16 protein-coding genes are annotated in these 17,608 nt (G+C 47.4%); 4 read left to right on the forward strand and 12 right to left on the reverse strand.

Going from position 1 to position 17,608, the window contains the following annotated elements; all coding sequences use genetic code 11:
* Window positions 1-70: 70 nt before the first annotated feature.
* Window positions 71-1,495 carry a Si-specific NAD(P)(+) transhydrogenase gene (gene sthA, locus ACLBLI_RS15610; RefSeq protein ID WP_414828499.1) on the forward strand — a complete coding sequence of 475 codons (1,425 nt, stop codon included), beginning with the start codon at window positions 71-73 and terminating at the stop codon, window positions 1,493-1,495.
* Between the two features lie 223 nt (window positions 1,496-1,718).
* Here sthA and ACLBLI_RS15615 read toward each other — a convergent pair whose 3' ends face one another.
* On the reverse strand, window positions 1,719-2,033 hold the full coding sequence (locus ACLBLI_RS15615) for a pyridine nucleotide transhydrogenase (protein WP_414828500.1): 315 nt from the start codon (window positions 2,031-2,033) through the stop codon (window positions 1,719-1,721).
* Window positions 2,034-2,152: 119 nt separating this feature from the next.
* On the opposite strand from ACLBLI_RS15615, the gene ACLBLI_RS15620 reads away from it, so the two are divergent.
* Window positions 2,153-2,761: a uracil-DNA glycosylase family protein gene (locus ACLBLI_RS15620; protein ID WP_414828501.1), complete on the forward strand. Its 609-nt coding sequence runs from the start codon at window positions 2,153-2,155 to the stop codon at window positions 2,759-2,761.
* Between the two features lie 76 nt (window positions 2,762-2,837).
* Here the strand turns inward: ACLBLI_RS15620 and ACLBLI_RS15625 are convergent, their stop codons facing one another.
* The gene (locus ACLBLI_RS15625) at window positions 2,838-5,063 is read right to left on the reverse strand and encodes an EAL domain-containing protein (protein WP_414828502.1); all 2,226 of its coding nucleotides are present in this window, start codon (window positions 5,061-5,063) and stop codon (window positions 2,838-2,840) included.
* 134 nt (window positions 5,064-5,197) lie between these two features.
* Here ACLBLI_RS15625 and ACLBLI_RS15630 point away from each other — a divergent pair, with 134 nt between their 5' ends.
* Window positions 5,198-6,094, forward strand: a complete 897-nt coding sequence (locus tag ACLBLI_RS15630) for a TIGR03899 family protein (protein WP_414828503.1) — start codon at window positions 5,198-5,200, stop codon at window positions 6,092-6,094.
* 407 nt (window positions 6,095-6,501) lie between these two features.
* Here the strand turns inward: ACLBLI_RS15630 and ACLBLI_RS15635 are convergent, their stop codons facing one another.
* From ACLBLI_RS15635 to dusA, 10 genes are all read right to left on the reverse strand, one after another.
* Window positions 6,502-7,248 carry a phosphoadenylyl-sulfate reductase gene (locus tag ACLBLI_RS15635; RefSeq protein WP_414828504.1) on the reverse strand — a complete coding sequence of 249 codons (747 nt, stop codon included), beginning with the start codon at window positions 7,246-7,248 and terminating at the stop codon, window positions 6,502-6,504.
* Window positions 7,241-8,959, reverse strand: coding sequence for an assimilatory sulfite reductase (NADPH) hemoprotein subunit (gene cysI / locus ACLBLI_RS15640; protein WP_414828505.1), 1,719 nt, complete (start codon window positions 8,957-8,959; stop codon window positions 7,241-7,243). The genes ACLBLI_RS15635 and cysI overlap by 8 nt, the downstream gene beginning before the upstream one ends.
* A complete protein-coding gene (locus ACLBLI_RS15645; RefSeq protein ID WP_414828506.1) occupies window positions 8,959-10,782 on the reverse strand; it encodes an assimilatory sulfite reductase (NADPH) flavoprotein subunit in 1,824 nt (607 codons plus the stop codon). Before ACLBLI_RS15645 ends, cysI begins: the two co-directional genes overlap by 1 nt.
* Before the next feature lie 113 nt (window positions 10,783-10,895).
* Window positions 10,896-11,651, reverse strand: coding sequence for a TIGR04219 family outer membrane beta-barrel protein (locus tag ACLBLI_RS15650; RefSeq protein WP_414828507.1), 756 nt, complete (start codon window positions 11,649-11,651; stop codon window positions 10,896-10,898).
* A 3-nt stretch (window positions 11,652-11,654) separates the two neighbouring features.
* Window positions 11,655-12,647 carry a DUF2333 family protein gene (locus ACLBLI_RS15655; RefSeq protein WP_414828508.1) on the reverse strand — a complete coding sequence of 331 codons (993 nt, stop codon included), beginning with the start codon at window positions 12,645-12,647 and terminating at the stop codon, window positions 11,655-11,657.
* 99 nt (window positions 12,648-12,746) lie between these two features.
* Window positions 12,747-13,076, reverse strand: coding sequence for a hypothetical protein (locus ACLBLI_RS15660; protein ID WP_414828509.1), 330 nt, complete (start codon window positions 13,074-13,076; stop codon window positions 12,747-12,749).
* Window positions 13,073-13,279 (reverse strand): PspC domain-containing protein, encoded by a 207-nt coding sequence (locus ACLBLI_RS15665; protein WP_414828510.1) that lies wholly within the window; start codon window positions 13,277-13,279, stop codon window positions 13,073-13,075. Before ACLBLI_RS15665 ends, ACLBLI_RS15660 begins: the two co-directional genes overlap by 4 nt.
* Window positions 13,280-13,340: 61 nt before the next feature.
* The gene (gene pspA / locus ACLBLI_RS15670; RefSeq protein WP_414828511.1) at window positions 13,341-14,012 is read right to left on the reverse strand and encodes a phage shock protein PspA; all 672 of its coding nucleotides are present in this window, start codon (window positions 14,010-14,012) and stop codon (window positions 13,341-13,343) included.
* 557 nt (window positions 14,013-14,569) lie between these two features.
* Entirely contained in the window at window positions 14,570-14,857 is a 288-nt protein-coding gene (locus ACLBLI_RS15675; RefSeq protein WP_414828512.1) for a hypothetical protein, read from the reverse strand.
* Between the two features lie 201 nt (window positions 14,858-15,058).
* Complete coding sequence (gene dusA / locus ACLBLI_RS15680) at window positions 15,059-16,033, reverse strand: tRNA dihydrouridine(20/20a) synthase DusA (RefSeq protein ID WP_414828513.1); 975 nt, start codon at window positions 16,031-16,033, stop codon at window positions 15,059-15,061.
* Between the two features lie 192 nt (window positions 16,034-16,225).
* Here dusA and ACLBLI_RS15685 point away from each other — a divergent pair, with 192 nt between their 5' ends.
* Window positions 16,226-17,311 carry a site-specific integrase gene (locus ACLBLI_RS15685; RefSeq protein ID WP_414828514.1) on the forward strand — a complete coding sequence of 362 codons (1,086 nt, stop codon included), beginning with the start codon at window positions 16,226-16,228 and terminating at the stop codon, window positions 17,309-17,311.
* The last annotated feature ends 297 nt before the right edge of the window (window positions 17,312-17,608 follow it).

Here is a 17,608-nt window from a genome sequence, read left to right on the forward strand (position 1 = left end):
ATCATAAACTTGCTAGACTTTATTTTGTCATACTATTTTTTCTCCCCTCTCTCATAGGATCTGTATCGCAATGACCAAGAAGACGGCAAAAAACACCACCCCGAAGTATCAGTTTGACGCCATTGTTATCGGCACCGGCCCCGGTGGAGAAGGTGTTGCAATGCAGCTGGCCAAGGCAGGAAAAAATGTAGCGGTAGTGGAACGATATGAGGCAGTTGGCGGTGGTTGTACGCACTGGGGAACCATTCCCTCAAAGGCGCTACGTCATTCAGTGAGCCGTCTCATTGAATACAACACCACGCCACTTTTCGCAGATAATCGAGTGAGCCGCAATTTGACGTTCGCGGAAATTATGAAACATGCCAGTGGCGTGATCAGTGCGCAGACCCGACTTCGCTCCTCTTTTTATGACAGAAATCGGGTAACCCTATACCATGGCGAAGCCAGCTTCATTGACGCCAATACTCTGGAAATTATCAGGGCTGATGGCTCCCGCGATACCATTACTGCGAGCCAAATTGCCATCGCCACTGGTTCCCGACCTTATACCCCCTCAGATATAGACTTTAGCCATCCTCGTATTTACAACTCTGATACTATTTTGTCGCTGGATCACGATCCTAAATCCATCATCATTTATGGTGCGGGCGTCATTGGGTCAGAATATGCCAGTATATTCCGGGGCATGGGTGTAAAAGTTGATTTGGTAAATATGCGCGACCGACTTTTGTCCTTTCTGGATACCGAGATTTCTGACGCCCTCAGTTATCATTTATGGAACAACGGCGTTGTGATTCGAAATACCGAGTCATATAAGTCAGTCGAAGGTAAAGATGATTGTGTGATCCTAAACCTGGAGTCAGGGAAGCGTATGAAAGCCGACTGTCTGCTTTTCGCTAATGGCAGAACCGGCAATACCGATATGCTAAATCTAGCCAATGTCGGCATCAAGGCTGACTCGCGTGGCCAGGTAAACGTAAACAAAAACTATCAGACTGAGGTAGAGAATATTTATGCTGTAGGTGACGTCATCGGCTACCCCAGTCTTGCGTCTGCCGCTTATAATCAAGGCCGCTTTGCTGCCGAAGCGATGTTGCAGGGAGAAACGCACTCTGCCCTTGTTGAAGATATCCCCACGGGGATATATACGATCCCGGAAATTAGTTCAGTAGGAAAAACGGAGCAGGAATTAACCCAGGCGAAGGTGCCCTATGAAGTGGGGCGGGCGCAGTTTAAGCATCTGGCCCGGGCGCAAATAGCGTCAACTCAGGTAGGAAGCCTGAAAATTCTGTTTCATCGTGAAACCAAAGAAGTGCTGGGTATTCACTGCTTTGGAGAGCGAGCCTCCGAGATTGTCCATATCGGACAGGCAATTATGCAGCAAAAGAACGGGGGAAACACAATAGACTATTTTGTAAATACCACGTTTAACTATCCCACAATGGCTGAAGCTTATCGGGTGGCGGCGTTAAACGGACTCAATCGAATTTTTTAGTCTGTTACTACTTATGCAGCGCCACAGAGGGTCTGTTAACGATAACAAAGATATTGTTACCGGTTTCTGTTGTCACGCTGGATGGAGACACTGGCTTTGCCCAAGATCGAAGAGAATTACACACCATCTGTGGCGTAATTAAATGAAACAATAGATTAAAGGCCTAGATTTAATACAAAAAAACCGGCAATACGCCGGTTTTTATTACAAGCTTACTAAATGCTTATTTGCGGTTTGCCGCCAGAGTATTTAACGCATTTAATGCTTCTCTGTGCGCAACGATATCAATTTGCATTTTTTCCTGGTCGAACGTCATGGTAGCAATAGCATATTGTCCATTGTTATCTTTTGCCATGTTCACCAAGTCAGTTTGTGCATCGCGGAAACGAATGTTATTGCTGATTTTGTCAGACATACATTGGTTATTCATTTCGAACGTTTTAGCATCCATACAATCGAAAAGCTGGTTTTCGCCAGATTCCGCATGCGCAACACCAAAAGCTGATAGCATTGCTAAGCCTAGTACTACTTTACGCATGTCTTTCCTCCTGTGGTACAGTACCTATTACTGTTATGTATTAAGATACAGTAAAAACGCCAGTTGGTCAATTTTAGATCACAGCAATATGACAGAAGTGTGACAGTGAGTGAAGTATTGTGAGATTTACTGAAAAAAATTTCGACAGACTGATAAAGGAAGTCAGGCAATGCAGGCTTTGTGAAGCACATTTGCCTTATGACCCGAATCCTGTGCTGGCTGCGTCTGCAGCGTCAAGGCTGATACTCATAGGTCAGGCCCCCGGCATTAAAGCTCACCAGTCATCCACGCCATGGAACGATGCCAGTGGAAACCGATTACGGGACTGGCTGGGTATAGAATTCAATACGTTTTATAATGCGCAATACGTATCCTTGGTACCCATGGGCTTCTGCTTTCCCGGTTACGTTCGGGGCGCGGATGCTCCCCCCAGAAAAGAATGCGCCCCCACTTGGCATGAGCGCTTGCTACGCTGCATATCGCCTCAACTGACTGTGCTAATTGGACGCTACGCGCAACAGTATTACTTACCGTCGTACCCTACTCTGACACAAGCGGTAAAAGAGCAGAACACCCCTGAAGCCACACTAATGGTATTGCCCCATCCGTCGGGAAGAAATAATCGCTGGTTACGACAAAATCCTTGGTTCATTGAAACCACATTACCATTATTAAAAAATAAAGTTCGTAGCCTGCGCTTCGAGAGCCATAATTCCTTATCATCCTGATGCCGCCTCTTTGCGACACATTCAGTTGATCATTGCTCTCTGTGCATCTGTTAGCAAGGTGCGTTAAGCACAACCATTACTGTCTCGATTTTAAAAACGTCATCACATCATCAAACGGCATGGGTTTAGCAAACAGGTACCCCTGTGCCTCTTCGCAGCCAAGTTTAATCATATAGCTGGCCTGCTCACGTTTTTCCACACCTTCAGCAATCGTTGTCAGCCCCAGTTTATTACCAAGTGTCACTATGGTTTCAGCGATAACTGCATTTCTGTCCGGGGAAATGTCACTCACAAACGAACGATCCACCTTTAGTCTGTCCAGAGGCAGTTGTTGCAGATAGCTCATTGATGAAAAGCCGGTACCAAAGTCATCGATAGCAATTGCCACACCATGTTCTTTCAGTGCCCGCAGTGCATCAATAACGATTTGCGGCTCGTCCATCACCACGCTTTCTGTAATTTCAAGCTCCAGTCTTCTGGGATCGCAATTACAGGTGGCAAGTGCGCCTTTGACTTTATCCACGAAGCAGCGATCGCGGAACTGCGGGATTGAAATATTGACAGCAACACGCAAATCATCGTATCCCGCTGCAGTGAGCTGCTGAATACGCCGACAGGATTCTTCAAGTACCCATTGCCCGATGTCCACGATTAATCCTGAATATTCAGCCAGTGGCACAAAGACCGCGGGCGAGATAAAGTTGCCCTCGCCATCAGGCCAACGCAGCAGCCCCTCCATGCCAATCACTTTTTCACTCACCAAATCCACTTGTGGCTGGAACCATAACTCCAGTTTTCGGTCAGCAAAATCATTTCGCAGGCGTCGGATCAAATTCAGGCGCCACGCGGTTTTCTCTTCAATTTCTGGGGCAAAGTATTCGAAGTTGTCAGCGATATTTTTCTTCGCGCGGTTCAACGCAATGTTAGTCCGTTTCAGAATATCCAGACCAACATTGCGTTGCCCCTCCAACTTGCAAAAGCCGATGGTTACGTTTACCGGTAACGTATGATCACCGGCCTGAAACGAGGACTGAAACACGCGGTTGATATTTTCCGGATTTACCAGCGACGCATCACCAATAACACCAAAAACATCTCCGCCAATTCGGGCACATTTTACGGAGCGCTCGAAGTGCGTTTCAAGGCGTTGCGCTATCGCCTTGAGTAATTCGTTGCCAGCATCCTGACCTAACCCATCGTTGATATCTGAGAAATGATTCACATCGACCAGCGCGACGATGGGCGATTCCGTCTTATGCAGGTGCGGCCGGTCCAGCATATTTATGAATTCATTACGGTTAGGCAGTCGCGTCAGATAGTCTCTAAATGCCGCGTTACGTAACTCATGAAACAAATTCACGTTTTCGTAACCCACAGAAATACTGGATAAAAATACTTCCAGCAACGTCCTGTCCATTTTGCTGATTTCGCGACTCATGTTCACATAAACCGCAGCTTCAAAACCCGAGCTGTTAATATACAGAATAGAACAGTTTGGCTCGTAAATGTGGCGCTTCAAACGCAAACAACGATTCACATGTTCAATGATTTCGTCGTTATGAATATTCTCAATCGGCTCATTTATAAACGAGGCGAAATCTCCGGCCGCGCCAAGCACATATACACCGTCGTCATCCCGGTCAACGACAGAGCCAGCCTTTGCACAAACTAACCCTTCCGCTTCCAGGCCTATCAGTGAACTTATTTGCGTAACGACGCCTTCACAAAATCCCTTAACCGAATGCTCTTCAAGCAAATTTGCTGACGAAGAAATGATTTTCTGGAGGCCAAGGCGACTTTGATTAATGGTAAGGATTTGCTGATAAGAGCGCAGTGACGAGATGACCGTGGTCATAAGCTTACCGCGGGTTAGCTCTGTTTTGGTTTTGTAATCGTTTATGTCATAGGTTTTAATGACATGTTCTTCAGGCGCGTAACCAGGTTGCCCTGTACGCAAGATGATTCTCGGCTCTGGTAGCTCCAGCTTTTCCCGCAAGTAGGTGACAACATCAAAGCCGGCGTCGTCAGTTTCCATTACGACATCCAGCAGAATAATTGCGATTTCTCTGCCGTATTCGTTAAGGATCTCTTTTGCGTGCTCACCAGAGTAAGCATGTAAAAAATTTAGCTTCCTGTCGCTGACGATAAGGTCAGAAAGGGCCAGGCGCGTAACGGTGTGAATTTCCTCATCGTCGTCGACGATCAGGATATTCCAGGTTTTATAAACCTTCGTATCAAGTTCCGTGTGTCCATCTTCGTCCAGGAAGATTAGCTCATCATTTTCATAGCCAGCCGACGACATATTCTAGATTATCCTCACTACCAGTCTATTCATCCTACTCGCCCCTGCAGGAATTGCAAAGTTATCGGGGCAATGCAATAGTGTGAATCTATGCTAACCACCTTGTTGTACCAGCGTTACCAAATGAAGTCCACATGAAGATCACTAACGACAATCTGACATCCGCGCTTAACAAGGTAAACCAAACTGACTCGCAGAAGAAAATTGCGTCGGAGTCGGCGAAACCGCAGCCACCTAAAACCGAGCCTGCGACGTCATCTAAAGACAAGATGGTATCGCTTTTCTCACGTGTCGGTATTAGCCCAGATATGCCATTAGCAGACAGTAAGCAAAGAAGGCAGGTCTCTGAGCGTCGCAAGCAAATTCTGGAACTACAGCGGATTGGTAACCTACAGTCTATATTGTCCATCGCGCTTTCCGTCAGCGTCGCCGAACGCGAAGCAGAGTCTGTAGACCCCGACTGGTTCTTTGCTTTTGCCGCCATGGCAGAGAATATCTATTCACCGGCAATGCAGGAATTATGGGGGAAGATTTTTGCTGTTGAAGTGAGTCACCCTGGCAGTTTTTCACTTCGTAGCCTGGAAACACTCCGGGCACTGACACAGCGCGACGCCAAAGTGTTTGGTAAGGCAGTGTCGATTGCCAGCCGCCGTCAGGGTGATACGGTGCCGCGAATACTGGTGGGATATCACCAACGTAAAAACTGGTGGTCATTGCTCGCAAGACCAGCGCCAGCACAGCTTAACCTTTCGGTATACGGCCTGTCTTACCCTGACTTGCTCGCACTCATTGACATGAAGCTTATATTTTCCAGCGAAATTGAAAGTGGAGAATTCCAGCCAGGGCAACAAACACATTGGCGCTGCGGTGCGGAGAATTTCACACTGCAGGCGAAACAACCCGGCACGGCGCTGGTGTATTACAAATTCACAGCGGTAGGTGCCGAATTATATAAGCTGGTCGCTCGTCATGATAATAGCCAGTATGTGGAAGCATTACGACAGACTCTCTCCCCGGCTTTCGAGATATAGCAGGCGTTTTAATACTTCTGTGATGAGGCGAAAACTGGTACCCGCCGGTGCGTTGGGTTAATACTTCAGAGATAAGCGGGAGTGAATATGAAGCCAGTACGCAACCTCTCAACTGAAACAGAGGCCGGCTGGCAAAATGATTAAGACGTTAGAGGTTGGGGAGGATGCGAGCAGGTCTAAGGTTGCCCATGCGTACTGCTAAGTGACTCAACAAGGCTGTCTTTTGCAAGACTACCGGGGCAAGTTAAAAAAGACCAACCATGAGTAGCTGCCTGGCGATGTGCCCCGAAAAGCGGGCCCTGAGCGCACGATTTACTGGCAAAGGCTACTGGCATTACCCGCGAATCCTGCCTTGCAACTGCATACTTCAGGACTCGCTGAGTAACTAACGCTTTTTCACATCTTCCTTAGATACCGTCACCAAATTCATGCAGGCCACACTCACGCTTCAATCCGAAGAAACGGGTATCCTGTTCACTCATACCTTCCTCCAACGACTGCGTAGTATGCCAGTCGCCAATAGAGACATAGCCCTGTTCCCATAGCGGGTGATAAGGAAGGTCATTGTCTTTCAGGTAGTAGTGTAGATCCTTATTGCTCCAGTCGATGATAGGATACAGCTTAAACTGCCCTCCCACTTTCTGCAGCACCGGCAGCTTCTCGCGGGAGTCTGACTGGCTACGGCGTAAACCGGCAAACCAGGTCCCTGCGTCAAGCTCACTCAGGGCGCGTTGCATGGGCTCTACCTTGTTCATGCGGTTGTATTTCTCGATGCCATCAACGCCCTGCTCCCACAAACGACCAAAACGTGCTTCCTGCCAGGCAGCGGAAACCTCTGCACGATACACATGCAGGTTCAGCCCCAGCTTGTCTGTTAACGTATCGACAAACCCATAAGTTTCCGGGAACAAATAGCCGGTGTCTGTCAGCACCACCGGAATATCCGGTTTCACCTGCGTGAGCAAATGAAGCATTACCGCAGACTGTGCACCGAAACTTGACGAGACAATATGCTTGTCCGGCAGGTTATCTAATGCCCAGGCAATACGCTCCTGCGCTGACATTTTTTCAAGTTCAGCATTAATCTGTTCAATCTGTGCCTGTGTGGTAGACAGAGACAGTGGCTCAGACAATGCAGTAGCTGTGTTAGTCATAGAAATCTCTTGCGGAATCGACGACTGGCTTCACTACGCCGGCGCGGACCACGAAGTCACCAAAGGCTTCCTTGTCGTTACGCTCGGTTGCCCAGCGGCCAATTAGCTCGTCTAATATGTTAAGAATTTCCTGCTCACCAATATTCTCTTTGTACATCCGTGGAATACGCGTACCCTCGCGATTCCCACCCAGGTGCAGGTTGTACTTACCAGGGCCTTTTCCGACCAGACCCACTTCCGCCAGCATGGCGCGTCCGCAACCATTCGGACAGCCGGTAACACGGAAGATAATGCTGTCAGACGCCACATTGTGCTTAGCTAAAATACCTTCCAACTCGGTTACCGCATCGGGCAAGTAACGCTCGGCTTCGGCCATCGCCAGTGGGCACGTTGGAAGAGAGACACAGGCCATAGAATCCAGACGCTGGTTCGACGTATCTGGCTGAATTAAGCCATGCTCTTTCGCCAGCGCTTCGATGGTTTCTTTCTGATCCGCAGGCACTCCGGCGATGATCAGGTTCTGGTTGGCCGTCAAACGGAAGTCCCCTTTATGGATTTTGGCGATTTCCGCACAACCGGTTTTCAGTGTTTTGCCCGGATAGTCCAGGATACGGCCATTCTCGATAAACACGGTTAAATGGAATTTGCCGTCAATGCCTTCCACCCAGCCAAAACGATCGCCACGTTGGGTAAACTCATAAGGCTTGCTGGGGGCAAAGGTAATGCCTGCACGTTTTTCCACTTCGGCTTTAAAGTTATCTACACCGACACGCTCCAGCGTGTACTTGGTCTTCGCATTCTTACGGTTGACCCGGTTCCCCCAGTCGCGCTGTGTGGTCACCACGGCTTCTGCTACGGCAAGCGTATCGCCCAGTGAAATAAACCCGAAGTCATCGGCTTTACGCGGATAGGTAGAATGATCGCCATGGGTCATTGCCAGCCCGCCGCCAACCAATACGTTAAAACCTACTAACTTGCCGTTTTCGGCAATGGCGACGAAGTTCAAATCGTTCGCGTGCACATCTACATCATTTTGCGGCGGGATCACCACGGTAGTTTTAAACTTACGCGGCAAATAGGTATCGCCCAGAATTGGCTCTACCGGCGTTTCAGTGGTTTCAACTTTCTCACCGTCAAGCCAGATTTCCGCATAAGCGCGGGTTTTTGGCAGCAAGTGTTCGCTGATTTTCTTTGCCCACTCAAAAGCTTCCACGTGAACCTGTGACTCCACCGGGTTCGAGGTACACAGCACATTCCGGTTTACATCACCGGCGGTGGCGATTGAATCGATGCCGGTTTTATTCAGCGTCTGGTGCATCAGCTTAATATTCGGCTTCAACACCCCGTGGAACTGAAACGTCTGGCGTGTAGTCAGACGAATGCTGCCATAAATCGAGTGATCTTCAGCAAACTTATCAATAACCAGCCACTGCTCCGGTGTGATCACACCGCCCGGCAACCGTGCTCGCAACATCACATTGTGCAGCGGTTCCAGCTTTTGCTTGGCACGCTCAGCGCGAATATCCCGATCGTCCTGCTGATACATACCGTGGAAGCGGATCAACTGGAAGTTGTCGGCAGTAAAACCGCCGGTGAGATCATCTTTTAAGTCTTCTTCAATGGTGCCGCGCAAATTACGGCTTTCACGCTTTAAGCGCTCATTGTCAGCCAGCTTGCCTTCGACAACAAAAGGGGATTTATCCTGACTCATTAATATACATCCTTCTGATAACGTTTGGCTTTGCGAAGCGCGACGACATAGGCTTTCGCTTCTTCTTCTGACTTGTTGCCGTGGGTTTGAATTAGCTCCAGCAAGGCATTTTCAACATCTTTGGCCATGTGCATGGCATCACCACATACATAAAAATGGGCGCCTTGCTCAAGCCATTCAAATACTTCTTTACCATGTTCTTTCAAGCGATGCTGAACATAGATTTTTTCTTGCTGGTCGCGTGAGAAGGCCAACGTGATTTTGTCCAGCAGACCATCTTTCACATAGCCCTGCCACTCTACCTGATACAGGAAATCCTGCGTGAAGTGCGGGTTACCAAAGAATAACCAGTTCTTGCCTTCGGCTTCCTGTGCATCACGCTCCTGCATGAAAGCCCGGAAAGGCGCAATACCTGTGCCCGGACCCACCATAATCACTGGCGTGTTAGGATCATCGGGCAAACGGAAATTGTCATTGCTTTCCACAAAGACTTCCACTTCACCGCCCTCTTCCAGATATTCGCACAGATGACCCGACGCACCACCCTGGTGACGATGACCAAAGGCGTCATAATCAACGTGCGCTACCGTCAGATGCACTTCGTCTTCCACTTCAGCCTGACTTGAGGCAATAGAGTACAAACGCGGCGTTAACGGGCGCATCGCGTCAACCAGTTCCTGTGCACTTAGCTTGCCGGGATGGTCGCGCACGATGTCAATTAGCTGGCGCTCTGCCATGTAGGTGCGCAGTGTGGCTTTATCTTCCATTAATGTGGCAAGAGACTCGGAACCGGTTGCGGCCTGATAAGCTTTAATAAAGTTCGGGTAGCTTAATGTCAGTTCCAGCTTGCTGGATAGCGCTTCGCGCAGGCTCATCTCTGCGTCTGCCACTGTGACCGTGTCATCGCCATTTAATGAAAGCTCAGTTAAAAATGCATCGACCAGTGACGGGGCGTTTTTGAACCATACGCCAAGCGCATCACCCGGCTTATACGTAATACCTGAATCTTCCAGACTGATTTCGATATGTCGAATATCTTTTACCGAATCGCGGCCGGTGATCTTTAATGATTCCAGCAATGTGGCTTTAAACGGCGCTTTTTTTGTATAAGTAGAAGTCGCACCCAACGTTTGTGCGGCAGTACCAGTTTGTGCGGCCACGGAGGCGGCTGGTGCACTGTCAAAGTCGCCTTTTAACGCTTCAATTAACGTATCCGACCAGCTTTCAGCCTGCGCTTCGTAATCCACGTCACAATCGGCACGAGGAATGACGGCAGAACCACCCAACGCGGCAAGACGCGAATCGAAGTCTTTTCCGGTCTGGCAGAAAAATTCATAGCTGCTATCACCTAAACTTAGCACAGCATATTTAAGGTTTGGCACCTTCGGCGCTTTCTTGCCACCCAGAAATTCATGCAGTTCAATGGCATCATCAGGTGCATCACCCTCGCCATGGGTACTGACAAAAACGGCAAGATGCGTTTCACTTTTCAGACTACGAGGCTTGAAATCCGCCATGCTAACCAGCTTGCTATTGTAGCCTGCGGCCTCTGCTTTCGCCTGAAACGCCTGTGCGAGGTGTTTGGCATTACCGGTTTGCGAGCCATATAAAATCGTCAGTACATTGCTGTTACCAGACGCGGCAGGCGCAACAACAGGTGCCAGCGCAGCGCCACCCTGACTGGCAGCCATGCCTGCAATGTAGCCACTTACCCAGGTAAGCTGTTCTTTGCTCAGGCCGGCAATTGCCTGCGTGATCGCGTTCCACTGCTGCTCATTTAAGACCGCACCAGGGATAGATTGTTGATTCGGTTGTTCTGACATAACTCATTAGCCTTATTACGATGGACATAAGGCTAACGAGTTTGCTTAGAAAGAGAAAAGAACTATTCTAACTTTTTTATTACTGAAAGTGCTTAAGACCACACTTTTGGCAATTAGAAGTGGATTTCCACTCCGGCAAAGGCGCCGTCATATTCCATGTCGGCGTACACATCATCGAGATCTTCAATGTCTATCTGCACGTTCCGATAACCCAGTTGCAGCGTCATATCCACTGCCAGACTTTCGATAAAAGAATAGGTTACGGCTACCTGATAGTCACTGACGGTGTGATCGTCGAAGCTTAAATAGCTGCCTTCCGCATAAGCGGCTAGTCCGGTAAATGGCAGGCCAACCTGTACTCTGGAATACACCATAGGTATAACACCTGAGAACTCTTCCACGCCACGGGTACTGCTAGCTTGGTCTTCGACAATCAACGTGCCGTCGATGTACTTACCGTTCAGACCCACATCGAAGCTAATGAGATCATTATCAAAAAGCTCGTAATACAGAATAATGTCCGTAGAGGTGATGTCAGCGTTGGTCATGACATCACTTTCAGCGGTATACAAGTTCCCGTCAAATGTGAAACTGGTTTCGAGATTGGTAACACCAGAGGTATCCAGTCCCGTATAATTAACTTTCAGATTTGGCAGAAACGGCACCGGATGTTCTACGGCGATATAAGCCGCGCCGTTGGTTTCATCATCAAAGTTAAAATTTGCGGTTGAGGAAGAGTCAGCGAAACCGCCAGAAGTTGAAGTGTTCCAGCCCTGAGCGCCAATATAGACACCGGCAATGGTGTCCGCCGTTGCCGAAGACGCAAAGAAAACGCAGCCAAGAGCGGCTGCGGTCAGGCATTTTTTCATGAGTTATCCTTGATTTAGTAGTTCTGACAGTTCAATTAAAGCAGCGTTTGCCCGCGAAATATAGTTCGCCATCACTAACGAGTGATTAGCTAACATACCAAAGCCACCACCGTTCAGTATCATTGGGCTGTACACTGTCTGTTGTGTCGCCTCTAACTCACGAATAATTTGTTGAATGCTGACACGGGCATTTTTATCATCCAGCACATCAGCAAATTCAATTTCTACCGCTTTCAAAAAGTGCAGTAACGCCCAGGTTGCGCCGCGTGCTTCATAGAAGTTGTCATCCAGTTTCCACCAGCTTGTTTTCACCACACGCTGGTCGGCTGACGGTGTAGACTGCTTCGCGTTCGGCGCACCAGCTAAATCGGTATTAATCCGTGACGATCCCACGCTTGCGCTTAAACGCTGTGAGTAACTGCCAAGACGCTTCTCGATTTGTTTAAGCCATTCCCGCAAATTGTCAGCACGGGTGTAGAACTGACTGTCGGCATCGCTTCTGTCTACCAGTTGCTGACGATATTGCTCAAGCAACTTGATACCGTCTCGGTAGGAAGACTCGGCCGGTGGAAATACCCAGCTTCTGTGATCAAGATTAAACTTGGGATGCGCTTTTGCCAGCAGGCTGTTTTCAATAGATTGAGATTGTGAACGACTGAAATCGTTTCGCATAGAACGCGACAAGTCTCTGACCATCTCCAGGGCGCCATATTCCCACGCAGGCATATTATCTAAGAATATGCTGGGCGGCATGACGTCATTGGACAGGTAACCACCTGGTTTGTCGAGCAAAGTACGCGTGACCTCAATGAGTGAGGTTGTCATGGTATAGCCTGCTACAGACTGATGATCAAATCCCGTTGATGCTTCCTGAACTTTCGTTTCCATGCTGAAGGTATCGGGTTCAGAACTCCAGTACACACCGATGAGCCAAAAAATCACGAACAGGATCAGGACAACCAGACCTATCCACTTTGCATTCAAATATTGCTTCATGTGTACCTCGTTCTTCCTTAATAGAAACCTCCGCGTAAAGCGGAGGTAAACATGATGATGGCATACGGGTTATTGCGGAATTTTGATTAGCTTCCAGAGTTATCTGGCATATTCCCGGTTGCTTCTGCGCAGGGCATAAACAATACCGATTATCAGTAAAACCGGCCATAACGCACTGACTCCAACTACAAATAATGCAGCAATAGCGGCCAACGCGCCCATGACCAGTGTTCCCACCACACTTACCGCTACTATAAAGCCTACCACAACAAAGACAACGGCAATTATAGACAGCGCCAGGATATTCTCCCAGGGAGACAGATATTCATCCGCCATCATAATGTGAAAACCGAACCAGTCTCCGACCAGTGATCCAAAGCAATTAACCAGTACCAGACCAATTACCAGAGCGATAAGAAACTGTTTCATAACGACCACCGTGGTAACAGAAATACTGCAGCCAGGTATGCGAGCAGGGTAACAGCAGGCATCATAAACATCGCGATTACCGCCGCACCACGAACCCAGACGGCGTCAACATCCAGATATTTCGCCACGCCCGCACACACACCCGCGACAACACCGTTATCCAGATCGCGATACACACGTTTTCCTGAGGTTGGCATTTTCATAGTCTTTCTCCTGCGTTTTCCTGCCCGCCTTACGGCGGGCCTGTAAATAATGTTGATAAAATTAAGCGGCTTTCTTTTTCTTCAGCTCAGCCAGCTCTTTATCAATCGCATCGTTGCCTTCAAGGGCTTTAAATTCCGCCTCCAGGCTGCTTGCTTCACCGTTGTGCGACGTAATGTCGTAGGCATCGACCTGCGCTTCTAAGTTGTCGATACGCTGCTCATATTGCTCGAACCGGGACATCGCATTTTCAATTTTACTGCTGTGTTCCATATTCTTTGCTTTTAGACGTACGGCAGCAGACTGCTTGCGTGAGACCAGCGATTTTTGCTTGGCTTTGGCTTCTGCCAGTTTGGCGTTCAAACGGCCAGTGTCTTCCTGCAGTTTGCTCAGCGATTCCGTTAATGTGTCGTATTGTTGCTGGAGCGCTTCGCCTTTCTGCGTGTAACGCTGCTTTTCGGCAAGCGCGGCACGCGCCAGCTCGTCTTTATCTTTGTCTACCGCCAACTGGGCTTTTTCCTGCCAGTTTGACGCTTCTTTCTCACACTTCTCCAACTGACGGGAGAGGTACTTTTGCTCTGCGATAAACTTGGCTGCCTCAGAGCGAATTTCTACCAGCGCTTCTTCCATTTCCTGGATTATCAGGCGAACTACCTTTTCCGGATCTTCCGCTTTATCCAGCATGGCGTTGATGTTGGCCTGCACAATATCGGTCATTCTTGAAAACATGCTCATGGTGTCTTTCCTTCTTCTCTCAATAAATAATCAACAGTGATGTTGCTTCTTGAGTAAGGTACTACAACTGGCGTGCCAATTATTTAAACCATTGTTTTTATTGCCATTTTTAATTTTCTATTCGTTTTCACCATCGTCCTGCTGATGAATCATTAATCTAATTAGCGTTTTTGACCAACTGATGTGGTGAAATTGACAAACACGAATGTGAAAATAGCATAAGAAATAAAATCACTATTTAGAACATAGAGTTACATTTATACGCAGCTAAAGCCTCAACGAATGGATCAGGGCTGTCATTCAGTGTGATAAGAGTGGTGTTTTAAGCAGGGTGAAACTAGTGGAACAAGTCGATTGATAAAGAAAAAAAGCAGATAACCAGAGAGTGTGGTTATCTGCTATGGAGAATAGCTACCCTTTGTCGTCGATTGTCTCGTACTTGTCCGTCGGGTAAAAAACCTCAGGCGACGGGTAGTGAACAGTAATGCGCCAAATGCAAATGAAGCAACGGGCATCAACATTATGATTAGCAGACTAAGTTGCTGAACCATAAAGTATTACTCGGTAGTAACCTGTTTAGGTGTTTTCGCTTTTTTACTGTCCGCTTTAGCAATATCAGTTACCGACACTGAACCAGTGATTGCTTTGCCATCCAACTCGAACATGTGCGATGTATTTGCGACAACTTGCTGCACACCCTGGTTAATTTCATTGCTTGTCATCTGGACTGTCTGGCTAAGCATGTAGCCAACGAATTTTTCAAGGCCTGATTCCTGCGCGTTTACCTGCGAACTAAAAGAACCTAAAACCAATGCTGATGCTACGATAAGTGATTGAGTTTTCATGTGTTTCCCTCTGGTATCTGTCAGTGCGACCACGCCGTGTCGTCGCTACGATAGAGATATAGCCAGAGGTGTGCCAAGCTTGAAAAAAATCGTAAGACTTTGAATTAAAATAGTTTTTTCAAGAGATTCTGAAATGAGGGAAGAAAGCGGATCAGACGAAAGTATAAATAGTAGCCTTTTTAACCAATCCGCTTAGTGTTTTTAACCAACTTTGGAATCGTTAAACGCTTTAACGTTTTCTTGCGCAGTGAGAACCGCATCCAGACCGTTAAGCAGCAGGTTGGGATCCGGATTTTTGCCGGTGCCATTCTGGCTCAGGTAACGCCGCCAGATACGGCCACCCGCCTGCCCCTGAAAAAGCCCCAGCATATGCCGCGCCGCATGCCATGGCTTAAACCATTGGTCGGTCTGACGCTCTACATACGCTTGCATTGCATGTACGATCTCAGCACGAGACAATAGCGGTGCCGACTCGCCAAATATCTCCTGGTCTACCGATGCCAGAATATAAGGGTTGGCATACGCTTCACGCCCCATCATCACACCATCAACATGCTGAAGCTGCGCTTTTGTATCCTCCAGCGATTTGATACCACCGTTGATACTGATCGACAGCTCAGGATGGGATTCCTTCAGTTGATAAACCCGTGGATAATTCAGTGGCGGGATCTCACGGTTCTCTTTCGGGCTTAAGCCTTGCAGCCAGGCTTTGCGTGCATGCACGATAAACGTATCACAACCGGCGTTTGCAACAATATCGATAAACCGGGCGAAATCTGCGTATTCGTCCATATCATCAATACCAATACGACATTTCACCGTAACCGGAATATCTACCACGGCCTGCATCGCTTTAACATTCTCAGCAACAACCTCAGGCTGCGCCATCAGGCATGCTCCGAAGCTGCCGTTTTTCACGCGATCAGACGGGCATCCTACATTGATGTTCACCTCATCATAGCCTCGCACCTGTGCAATTTCCGCACAGCGCGCCATATCCTTAGGTTCACTGCCGCCAAGCTGCAGCGCTACCGGATGCTCTTCCTCGTTAAACGCCAGGTAATCACCCTTGCCGTAAATAATGGCGCCGGTAGTGACCATTTCGGTATACAGCAACGCACGCTTCGAGATAAGACGAAGAAAATAGCGGCAATGCTGATCGGTCCAATCCAGCATTGGAGCGACAGAGAATCTTCGGTCAAGAGTTTGAACAGTAGTATTCAATTTAAGCCCATGTTTTATATAGATAATATTTAACTCTTCGAGTAAATACCAAATGCGGTATTTATCCCTTTAATTCCTTATTTTCACTGTATCGGGGCCCAAAAAGAGTCTTTTTGGGGCCCAAGTTTTTAGGCGGAAAATAAGATGGCGTATTATAGCATTACTAAGACGACGAGAAAAAATATCAATGTCTATCGCGTGAGAGTAAGAAACAAAGAGTCGGGAGTTATTACTTTTTCAAAATCGAAAACATTTCAAAACAAGGCAGCCGCAGTGAAGTGGGCTAAGGGCATGGTTCACAAAATTGAACGGCACTTAGTTGATGTCGACATGGAGCTAGTTGATTGCACCGTAGCAGAGTTAATAACTAAGTATCTTGATGCGAAGCAAAATAGTAATAGACCTATTGGCAGAACTGCTCTTTATACACTGCAAAATATCGCTAATAGCGACTTTGCGAAAATGCTCGTGTCTAAAATTAACGCTAGTGATGTGGTGAGCTATTGCCTTGAACGCAAAAAGTCTGACTCTTCCCCTTCGCCTGCTACACTCTCTGTTGACGTTAGCTGCATCAGAAAAGTATTTCGTGTCGGTAAAAGTATGTTTGGTATAAACGTAGACGACCGCCCTATCGTTGATGCTTACCCTGCGCTCCACGACTTAAGGCTAATTTCACGTAGCAACGAAAGAGAGCGCAGATTAGAAGGAAACGAGTTTGAAATACTATTAGATGCGTTAAAAGAAAAGCAGCAACATCACTGCTGTCAAATTCCGTATCGCGATATTTTTCTCATATCGATACTCACTTGTTGTCGAATAAGCGAGGTATGCAAACTTCAATGGCAAGATTTAGATAAAAAGCAAAAAACTATTTTGGTGAGAGATAGAAAAAGCCCGAACGGAAGCATCGGAAATCACGCGGTCGTACCGCTTCTTGGCGATGCGCTTAATATCATATTAAAACAGCCTCAGACTGATGAGCGCATATTCCCTTTCAATGCCCGCTCTATTACATCTGGCTTTCGGCGAACCCGAAAAAAGCTAAATATCCGCGATCTTCGCTATCACGACCTCCGCCGTGAAGGCGCAAGTCGACTGATTGAGATGGGTTACTCAGTAGAAGAAACAGCGCGAGTGACGGGGCACCGCGACTTGAATGTTTTGTGGCGAGTTTATGTGAATATCAGACCTCAGCATTTTTTAGAGCGTAAAATAAAGGAAAGCGACTAAGCAATTGAATTGTTTAAATATACATGGATTCTATGCCCCACAAAATAACTAAAAGCAATTTGCTTATACCGAATAATTCTAGTTTAATTTACGAACAAAAAAGTGAGTAAAAACAAATAGATTGGCAGTTAATGTAACTTTAATTGCCAATATCACTTGGTACAACCGAAATAATAAAGTGATGTAAATCTTCGGTTTTTAAAAAACAGTTCGAAAAAAGACAATTTCACTGCTCGAAAAAACGGCAAAACTGTGAAACAAATAAACATTGTTCCACACCACCAAGACACCATTATC

The sequence above is a fragment of the Alteromonas sp. H39 genome (assembly GCF_047556435.1).
GTDB lineage: Bacteria > Pseudomonadota > Gammaproteobacteria > Enterobacterales > Alteromonadaceae > Alteromonas.